Origin of the sequence: Shewanella sp. MF08487 (assembly GCF_050848685.1) — a bacterium.
GTDB classification, from domain to species: Bacteria; Pseudomonadota; Gammaproteobacteria; order Enterobacterales; family Shewanellaceae; genus Shewanella; species Shewanella glacialipiscicola.
The window spans coordinates 1-9,491 of record NZ_JBOZPB010000046.1 but is presented as its reverse complement, the minus strand read 5'-3'; the positions used below and the strand labels follow the sequence as shown (position 1 = coordinate 9,491).

The following is a 9,491-nucleotide window of genomic DNA, read 5'->3' as shown; positions in this document are numbered from 1 at the left end:
CATTTTTCAAAGATCCTGCATAGAAAAATGAATTAAATCGTTGATTTAACTCTAGCATAGATCTGTCAGACTTGAAGTTATCTCTGTAGCAATGGTATTGTTTTGTACAATATTCGCCTGCTTGATTTGAGTTTTAGCTGTATTTATAAACTTTTGGCTTTTCCGGTCGCAGGCTCTATAATTTGCTCGTTTAAATCCAACTCTTCGTCTAACGTCATCTATTTAGTGTGCATGCGGCCTCCGGAGCATTTTCCGTGGCTTATTTTACCGAAGCATCGGGATTGCTAAATAGAGCTGAACGCTGTAATGCGCTTTCGAACTGAGCTTTCCGTAACTTCGGCATTAGTTCATGTACCTTGCTTACTGGATGTTGGTTGACGCGCAGCAGCACGTCCGTCAGATAATCGTAAACGTTAATAGCAGTGTTGACCTTGCTTTGAATGACGCCAACATGCTTAGCACCAAGCTCCGTTCAGCAGAATCACAGCCAGTTTTTCAGTTATCCCAAGTGTCACTCTCAGATTAAAGGCCGCCATACCGGATGTAGTGCCAACAAGAAAACTAAAACACAACTTCGCTGATCATCGCTGAGTGTTTATAAATCGTCTCCCATCACCGGTATCGATAAGCAGATAAGCCTGGTTATGCCATTAGCAGTTCTTGAAGCATTCCTGCTTTCAATGTCGTCAACGTGATCACGATTTGAGTTGAGATAACGACTCTGTTGCTGAAGACTCTCAGTTAATTGCCACTCACCAGATTCAAGAACAGCACCCGCTAACTCGGCACATACTGTTGCAAAACCATAAAGCGCTTGATTATCGCGGGTAAAACGCAGCGGCATCGTCTGGCCTTTTACAAGAAGGGACCATTCCAAAACTCTGTACTTACCTTTTAATCGGTTACTGACAAAAATAGTTATACTTGTACCGCTGGCGCCAACAACTAAAAAGCTCGTGATAGCTAGTCCTATCAGAGACCATAACTCTGGTTTCCCACTTAGTAACAGTGGATTAGGCAAATGACTCCTCAAAACGAGATCAGCACCAAGGGTCAGCGCTGTTTTATACACTGCTTGTTCTAATAATGGAGTTGCATTGACCAGTGACGCAACAGCATCACAACTATAAGGTTCTAGAACTGCCGTAGCTCTCAACCATTCTGTTTCATGGGCAATCGCCAACAAATTTGACCAAATTCGAACCAGTGCCGCTATATGAATGGAGTTTTCATCAGTCAGGACGGTTTGATTAAGCTGCTTATCCAGTTCCTGATGCCAGTATTGGTATTGGCTTGTCAAAAGTACAAACAACTCAGATTGAAGCAACTTATTATTAGTTACCGGTCTTATCCTATTTGACATCTCATTGAATAGTTGTATAAATTTTTTGTCTGCTTGTTGCTCACGCTTTAGCAGATCTTGCTGTTGTTGAAGCATCTGTAAATCGTATTCAATGGCCTGCTTAAAAAGTGTGAGTAAGGAACAGTGTTGTGATGCCCGATCTGGGCTTGAAAAGTCCAACATACACAAAGTACCGAAAGTTTTTCCGCTAGGCCAAAGCAATGGCAGGCCATAGTAATAACTAAAGCCTGCTGCAAATGTTGGGTTATTGTTTTCATATCGGGTACCGATTGCATTTTCAACTAGTAATGGCTGGTTACTGGAAATGACTTGGGAACAATAAGTGTTAAGTGCCAATGGAACAGGTTCACCGCAATAAAAAGTTGGTACTGACACACTGCCAACAGCCTGACAAATTTCGTTTTTATCTAATCGATTAATCAGCACACAAGGCACTTCCGCGACTTGAGCCATCGAGTTTACAATGCCTTGCCAGCGCTCTAGGAGCAGAGCGGTTTCTATGCTCAAATCTACTGCCATTTGTTCCCTCAGTATTTAAATAGTCCCCTTTTGCATCATTCGATCTTGTTTATCTCAGAGTATCAAACAGGAAACAAAGTGATTGATGTCAATCAGGGAATTAGCAGCATTGATGCATTAAGCGGCGCACATACACTCTAAGTAAAGTGCTTAAGTCTGATTATGGCAAGAAATTGTTACTTTGTCAGGGATAGTCAACACTTTATTAGCGAGAGACTTGCTTGGCTGACATTTAAGACAAATCGCGAGATTCCAAATCTGCCACCAACAGTCGGAACTGAGTAACTCACTTGAGCTTTAAAAAGTAAAGCATTGAAATATTTATGGTATTTATACATCCTACCTAGCTCACAGCAGAGTTTAGCATCGTGCATTAATATGACCTTACACTAAAAATACGTACTAGTTGACGTCTATCAAACTCGTTTACGAGATAGTGTAGTGGTCGACAAATTTTGGCCACATCGTTATTGCCTAATAACCGATGCTCTCTTTAAATGCGAAATGAGTAGTGCACGCATTTTTAGCCTTTTGGCAAAACGTTGATGTCTCGAAATTTTCAAGCGCTGTGCCTTGTTTATTTTCAGAAACGTCTGCTTTCAGTGAGTTCCTGATGCTCGGGCGCTCTAAATTATGGGTATAGACAATCTGATTTGCCCTATATTTGCAGTTTTTCGTGAACCCTTAATTTCACAACTCTTTTAATCTGATATCCAAAGTCTGCATCCATACATAGCCCCTACGTAAACTGTCTAATAAGTCACATTATACGAACTATTGAGCATGTTATATCTATTTTACATGCTGTAAATTCAGTTCCATTAGTAAATAGATAAAAACCAAGGAGGCTTTATGAAAAATAAATAATGTGATCGTTGCCGGAGGGTGTTTTTGGAGTCTCGAAGACCTCCTTAGAAATCAGGACGGCGTGACGTCAACGAAGGTGTGTAGTGGCACTGAAATGGCGACTGCGCAAGACGTGAAGATGAGCTGTCTGATAGCAACGGATTATCAAGCAGAACCTTCTTAAATACAATTTATTCCACGCCAATACAGCGTGCTGTCTTTCAAATCACTAGGAGAAATTTATGTCACGTTTGAACACCCCTACCACAATCGACGCCGCGCCTACTGCTACCCATACCTCACTCAAGGCTGTGGAAAAACAACTGGGCCGCGTTCCTAACATGTTCCGCGTCGTTGCCAACAGCCCTGCTGCGCTGACTGGCTACCTGCAATTGAGCGCAGCATCAGCACAGGGCGGCTTGGGTACAGCGACTCTTGAGCGTATTGCCCTAGCCGTCGCTGAGATCAACGGCTGCGATTATTGCCTTGCTGGCCATTCCTTCCTAGGCCGTAAGGTGGCCAAGCTTGATGATGCTGAACTCACTGCCAACCGCAGCGGTGCATCAAATGACCCTAAGGCCGACGCAGCCGTGCGTTTTGCTGCCGCCGTAGTCCGCCAGCGCGGGCAAGTCAGCAATGACCAGGTCCAAGCGGTGCTGAACGCTGGCTACAGTGATGCACATGTAGTGGATATTCTGTTGGCTGTTGCCCTGAACACTTTCACTAACTACGTTAACGAAGTGACACAGACCGAGGTCGACTTCCCGGCCGTTCAACCACTAGGCATTGATGTCTAATCCATTGGTGCTCAACTACAGCAATTACCTAAGTTAGGTTCGACTCGAGTAAACATATAGTTTTTCTCAAGAGTCATATCATTTTAGTGGGCTACATAGAGTGAGTCCACATGGCTAAAAATAATTGGAGATATAAGATGACTATTCCCGAAATTGAAAATGGTGTCCAGACTACCAATATCCTTAGTAATAATCTCGGTGCAAAAGTCACTAAGTTTGGTATAGGTGGCATCTACGTTGCCATGACGATAATATATTTGTGGTTTGGTGGTATGAAATTCACTAGCTACGAAGCAAACGGTATACATGGTTTTGTTAGTAATAGCCCTCTGCTTTCATGGATGTATAGTTTCCTCAGCATTCAAGGATTCTCAAATTTTCTGGGTGTGCTTGAAATTTCAGTTGGCCTGTTAATCGCTGCACGAGTTTTCTCCCCTAAGCTCGCAATCTTGGGCGGTGTACTTTCAACCGGACTCTTTTTTACGACATTGTCGTTCATGCTGACTACACCCGGTGTTTTTGAGGCATCTCTTGGGTTTCCTGCGATCTCTGTGGTTCCTGGCCAGTTTTTGCTAAAAGATTTAGGCTTGTTTGTCGTGTCTATATTTATCGTAGGCACATCACTTACAGCACTGGAGCACAAAAACAAATAAGCCGCATCCGAAACAACTATAAGTTAGAGGGCCTTAAATTCTGCGGTATAGGTCTTGCAGTTCTTTTTAGCTGTCATAGGCACCTCGTTATGTGATTTTACTCACTTAGCGCGGTGTACAGAACTACTGGATCAGATCATTTTTTCGGGTTAACGGCCTAAGTGAAATAAATTCTGTAAACAGAAGGTCTCTTATAATCTGAAAGGCACATGGCTCTACTCTATAAGAGGACATTTATGAATACCTATCAAAAATCTATGAATGCGATTTCTGCTCTGACTAAGGAGCAGTATCGGGTGACGCAAGAAAATGGTACAGAGCGTCCAGGGACTGGTGAATTGCTAAAGAACACCAAGCCCGGCATTTACGTGGATATCGTGTCAGGTGAGCCTTTATTTGCGTCTTCTGCCAAGTATGAATCAGGGTGTGGTTGGCCGAGCTTTACCAAAGCGATAGACTCTGTCAACGTAATTGAAATCACTGATAGGTCGCACGGCATGACCCGCACAGAAGTGCGCTCAACTCATGGCGACAGTCACTTAGGCCATGTATTTTCAGACGGTCCCAAAGACCAGGGTGGCCTACGTTATTGTATTAACTCAGCGTCATTACGTTTTATTCCTAGGGAAGAAATGGCAAGTAAAGGTTACGCAGAGTATTTAGACCAAGTAGAGGACATTTAATTATGGCAATTGAACGCGCAGTATTAGCCGGTGGCTGCTTTTGGGGCATGCAGGATCTTATCCGCAAACGTCCCGGTATCACTTCAACCCGAGTAGGTTATACCGGTGGTGAAGTGGCTAATGCTACCTACCGCAATCATGGTAACCATGCTGAAGGCATTGAAATAATGTTCGATAATGAAATCACCAGCTATCGACAAATTTTAGAGTTTTTCTTTCAGATTCATGACCCTAGTACAGTAAATAGACAAGGTAATGACAAGGGCACATCTTATCGCTCAGCCATTTATTATACCTCTGAGGCACAGCATGCTGAGGCAGTAAAAACCATTGCTGACGTGGATGCTTCGGGATTATGGCCTGGAAAAGTAGTGACTGAAGTCGAACCTGCAAGTGATTTTTGGGAAGCGGAGGCTATGCATCAGGACTATTTGGAACTCCGACCAAATGGCTATACCTGCCACTTCCCCAGACCAGACTGGAAGTTGCCCTCATCTCAATGAGTTTGCAGCAGCCCACACAGACTTGCAATTTGCATACGACAACCACCCTTAATACAATCGGCTTAGGCGGTGGTTGTCACTGGTGCACCGAAGGCGTATTTTCATCACTTATTGGCATTGCTACTGTCAATCAAGGTTGGATCGCCTCAATTGGTGACAACGCTCAGTTCAGCGAAGCCATTGAAGTGGTTTTTGATCCGACTGTTATTTCTTTATCAACCTTGATCGAAATCCATTTACATACTCACGCGAGCACATCAAACCACTCAATGCGTGGTAAATATCGTTCAGCGATATACGCTTATGATGAGGTTCAGTATAACCAGGCTGTAAACATATTAGATGCCTGTAGAGCTGATTTTGAGCAGCCAGTCATTACTCAGGTTTATTTTTTTAAGGATTTTAAAGCGAATAAAACTGAGCTTATCGACTACTTTTATACAGCACCCAACAGACCATTTTGTCAAAGGTACATTCATCCAAAACTCACCTTCTTATTAGCACGTTTCAGCCACTATGTTGATACGCATAAATTGACAGAGTCAGGTGTAGAGTTAACATCGATATAGGCTGTGCTACTCTGCAAGTTCGAGCGTCATGATTACCAACTCTAGTAGTGGCATCGATCACACGAAAACTAAAACGATGTCACCGCAAACGAATGGGATCTGCGAGCAGTTTGATAAGGCGATCCTGAACGAGTTTTATCAGGTGGCTTTTCGCAACAAGTTAATCAAACGCTGGAGACGCGGCAAAATGATCAGGATGAGTGGCTGTCTTACAACAATGAACGAACTCATCAGGGCAAAATGTGCAACGGCAGAACGTCAGTTGAAACTGATCTGATCCAGTAGTTCTGTACACCGCGCTAAGTGAGTAAAATCACATAACGATACAACAACGTTACCCTACATAATCCCAAACTAATTTATCGTTGGAAACGCGAGTTATCCGTGAAGATGATAGAGCTTCTACGCGAGATCCTTTCCAACTGAGTCTGTTCGATGCTCTGTTATACCAATATCTTTGGAAACGCCCTTCGATGGTAGCTTGTTGCTTCTATCAACATTCATACACTTTTGTGAAAAAAATTTCCTGTGTATTTATCGGTATAGCATAAAGTCCATAATCAAATTAAAACGCTACCTAGTACAAAATTGCCTATTATTTAACCTTGACACTACCAATATGCACTGATCTGATATATATTGATTTAATGTATATTTTGCAGGCGATTTTTATGAAAAGTGCACTACTGCGGATCATCACCAACCAGAGGTAAGCGTAACGCCAACCACACCTTGCGGTGTGGCTGGTGATCAGTAAGGCAGGAGTTGCTGTAGTTTCTCTTGGGTGTTGGCTTTGGGTAGCTCGGTTAATAAGCGGCATAGGTAATCATACGGCTCCAGTCCGTTGATTTTTGAGGTCTCGACCAGGCTGTACAGTGCCGCACTGGCTTGTGCTCCCGTCTTGGTATTAGCGAACAACCACGCCTTGCGACCAATCACGAACGGTTTGATGGCGCGCTCCGCACGATTGTTGTCGATATTCAGACAGCCATCATCCAGATAGCGGACAAGCTTGGGCCACTGATTCAGGCTATACGTAATAGCCGCTCCCAGTAAACTTTCTTTCGTGACACTCTCGCTTGATTTATCCAACCAGCTTTTGAATTGCGCGAGCAACGGCTTGGCTAGCGTTTGCCTGGCTTCATATTTCTTATCAGGCGGCGCAGTTTTTAATTTACTCTCCAGCGCATAGAGTTTCTGGATATGGTTAAGGGCCACATCGGCCTTACCCGTTTTGCCTTTGCCCTGCGCTTTTTGGGCTTCGACGAACTTGCGTCTGGCATGCGCCCAGCAGCCGACTAAGGTTGCGTGGGTTTTCTCATATCCGGCATAACCGTCGACCTGCAGATAACCGTTAAACCCCGCCAGGAAGTCGGTGGGATGTTTACTGCTGCGACTATCCTGATAATCAAACAGCACGAGCTTGGGGCCGGTACTTTTTTCTAAGCCACAGCCATATACCCACATATAACAGGTGCTTTTCTCAACATCCAGCACATTAACCGTGGTTTCATCTGCCCACAGCACGGGCTGTTTCAGAAGCTCAGCTTTCATTAACGCCAGTAACGGTTTCAGTTTCTCTGCACAGCTTATCAGCCAGCGGCTCATCGTTTGACGGCTAAGCTCAATACCGGCCTGATTAAACAACTGCTCCTGACGATAAAGCGGTAAGCCATAGTGCATTTTGCTGCTGATGATTTGGGCAAGCAGACTCGGTGTGGTCATGCTCTTAGGGATAACCGCCGGTGGCACATCGGCAATTTTAATGTCGACCTTGGTGTCCGTGGTTTCACACTGCCGGCAGCTGTATTTCAGCCGCACGTTTCTGAGCACCCGGATTTGTGCCGGTACGAACTCGATTTGCTCACTGACTTCCTCACCCATTTGATGTAGCGCATGGCCACAGCAAGCACAGGTTTTATCGTCAATGTCATGGATAACATCAACGCGCGGCAGCTCAGGGGCAATCCGTGGGCGGCGTGGCTTAGCAGCTTTCTTAGCGCTCTCGGTCGTCTGAGTATCTGGCTCTGTCGCTACTGACTCGTCTTCAATAAGCTGTTCGGCCTCATTTAACACCTCGCCTTCACCTTCATAGGTTTCACTGCTGGGGCTAAATTTCTGGTACTTCTTCAGGTTGTAACGCTCCAGCAACTGCTGCAACTTGTCCGACAGTTGCTGGTTAACCCGCTCTAATTTGGCGATGCGTTTATCTTTTTGCGCCAGTTTGCGCTCAAGCTTTTGCGTCTGCTCAAGCAGCATTTTCTTGAGCAGTGCAACGTCATCAGGTAAGGTGTCTGGTATCTTTTTCATGGCCGCCATTATAACGGCCAATTTAGCTAAGTGCTTGGTAAGATTTAGATTGTTTTGGATGCGATCATAAGGATTTATAGCCGATCGTCATATCAGCCCACACTCTGGTAATGCAGTGGCTGATGGGCGGTGATTTTTTGGATATCGACACCTTGCAACAGCCAATGCCATTGCTGCTCGCTAATAGACAGTATTTTGCCAGGCATCTGCCGTGGCCAGCGGAACTTGTCTTTTTCAAGCCGTTTGTACCACAGGCAAAACCCGGTGCTATCCCAGTACAGTACTTTTAACCGGGTACGCTGCTGATTACAAAACACAAACAGTGCGCCGCTAAATGGCGAGAGCTGCATCTCTTGCTCGACCAGCAACGATAAGCCATTAATGGATTTACGAAAGTCGACCGGCTGTTTATGGCTAAATTTGCCCAACGCGCCAAAAATGTAAAGTTAGCTTTAAATTCTAAAATCACTCACTTGAATTCTCGTTCTCAATCAGCGCTTGCTTCCAATATTCTGGTTCAGCATATCGAGCAACCAATGCATCGATATCTATTTTTGAGGTTGATGGACTAAACTCAAAATTGCCATACATATTGATGTGCTGCCATGCAACGGGCGAAATACTGTGAAGCTGAGCCAGTGCATTTTGATCTCCTACTGTTTGCTTCTGTTCATAGACACGAGATAGCAGCACTGTGTTGTAGTAAATGACCGCGTTGGTGATGAGCCGAGAGCATTCATTCCATATTTGCTGCTCCTCTTCTGTTTTTACTCTGAATTTTCCACCGTTAACAAATGCAACTGCTCGTCTAAGACGATGATAGGCTTCGCCACGATTTAATGCTTTTTGTACACATTGACGTAAGCCAACATCGTCGACAAAGTCGAGAATGTATAGCGTTCGGCATATGTTTTCCAACTCCCATAATGCTTTCTTGGTCTGATTCTGACGCGAATAGCTCGAGAGTTTGCGAACAATCGTGGCTTGAGTAACATCTTTTTGAGCTAGCGATGCCATGATCCGTTGAATATTGGGCCATTCACGTTCAATCAATTCATCGTTGGTTTTTCGGGCAGGCTTTATTAGCCAGTCACCACACTCATTGGGATGTTGTGAGCCGACTAACGTATCCATTTTCTTATGCAAATCACGATAACGAGGTGCAAAATGATATCCAAATGCATGCAAAATCCAAAAATTAACCTGATTGGTGCCATGGGTGTCAGTGGAATGCCGTTCTGGCTTTAT

General features: G+C 44.4%; 10 protein-coding genes and 1 pseudogene. 7 read left to right on the top strand and 4 right to left on the bottom strand.

Features of this window, described 5'->3' with window-relative positions; genetic code table 11:
• Nucleotides 1-595: 595 nt before the first annotated feature.
• On the bottom strand, nucleotides 596-1,882 hold the full coding sequence (locus ACRN9H_RS19360; protein WP_000257537.1) for a GAF domain-containing protein: 1,287 nt from the start codon (nucleotides 1,880-1,882) through the stop codon (nucleotides 596-598).
• A gap of 868 nt (nucleotides 1,883-2,750) precedes the next feature.
• Between ACRN9H_RS19360 and ACRN9H_RS19355 the strand changes: the two genes are divergently transcribed.
• The 7 genes and pseudogenes from ACRN9H_RS19355 to ACRN9H_RS19325 form a co-directional block, all read left to right on the top strand.
• Complete coding sequence (locus tag ACRN9H_RS19355) at nucleotides 2,751-2,912, top strand: peptide-methionine (S)-S-oxide reductase (RefSeq protein ID WP_223290059.1); 162 nt, start codon at nucleotides 2,751-2,753, stop codon at nucleotides 2,910-2,912.
• Nucleotides 2,913-2,970: 58 nt separating this feature from the next.
• Nucleotides 2,971-3,525, top strand: coding sequence for a carboxymuconolactone decarboxylase family protein (locus tag ACRN9H_RS19350; protein ID WP_011711655.1), 555 nt, complete (start codon nucleotides 2,971-2,973; stop codon nucleotides 3,523-3,525).
• A 137-nt stretch (nucleotides 3,526-3,662) separates the two neighbouring features.
• Nucleotides 3,663-4,178, top strand: coding sequence for a YkgB family protein (locus ACRN9H_RS19345; RefSeq protein WP_011711654.1), 516 nt, complete (start codon nucleotides 3,663-3,665; stop codon nucleotides 4,176-4,178).
• Between the two features lie 236 nt (nucleotides 4,179-4,414).
• Nucleotides 4,415-4,861, top strand: coding sequence for a peptide-methionine (R)-S-oxide reductase MsrB (gene msrB, locus ACRN9H_RS19340; RefSeq protein ID WP_011711653.1), 447 nt, complete (start codon nucleotides 4,415-4,417; stop codon nucleotides 4,859-4,861).
• A 2-nt stretch (nucleotides 4,862-4,863) separates the two neighbouring features.
• Entirely contained in the window at nucleotides 4,864-5,364 is a 501-nt protein-coding gene (gene msrA, locus ACRN9H_RS19335; protein WP_011711652.1) for a peptide-methionine (S)-S-oxide reductase MsrA, read from the top strand.
• Complete coding sequence (locus ACRN9H_RS19330; protein WP_011711651.1) at nucleotides 5,361-5,933, top strand: peptide-methionine (S)-S-oxide reductase; 573 nt, start codon at nucleotides 5,361-5,363, stop codon at nucleotides 5,931-5,933. The genes msrA and ACRN9H_RS19330 overlap by 4 nt, the downstream gene beginning before the upstream one ends.
• 15 nt (nucleotides 5,934-5,948) lie before the next feature.
• Nucleotides 5,949-6,218 (top strand): annotated as a pseudogene (locus ACRN9H_RS19325) (IS481 family transposase); the annotation flags it as partial.
• Nucleotides 6,219-6,683: 465 nt separating this feature from the next.
• Here ACRN9H_RS19325 and tnpC read toward each other — a convergent pair.
• The 3 genes from tnpC to ACRN9H_RS19310 all read right to left on the bottom strand — a co-directional run.
• Nucleotides 6,684-8,243: an IS66 family transposase gene (tnpC, locus tag ACRN9H_RS19320; RefSeq protein ID WP_099458459.1), complete on the bottom strand. Its 1,560-nt coding sequence runs from the start codon at nucleotides 8,241-8,243 to the stop codon at nucleotides 6,684-6,686.
• A gap of 92 nt (nucleotides 8,244-8,335) precedes the next feature.
• Nucleotides 8,336-8,671: an IS66 family insertion sequence element accessory protein TnpB gene (gene tnpB, locus ACRN9H_RS19315; protein WP_192937895.1), complete on the bottom strand. Its 336-nt coding sequence runs from the start codon at nucleotides 8,669-8,671 to the stop codon at nucleotides 8,336-8,338.
• A gap of 37 nt (nucleotides 8,672-8,708) precedes the next feature.
• Nucleotides 8,709-9,491 (bottom strand): Tn3 family transposase (locus tag ACRN9H_RS19310; protein ID WP_432315830.1); only part of this gene is annotated, 783 nt, incomplete at its 5' end.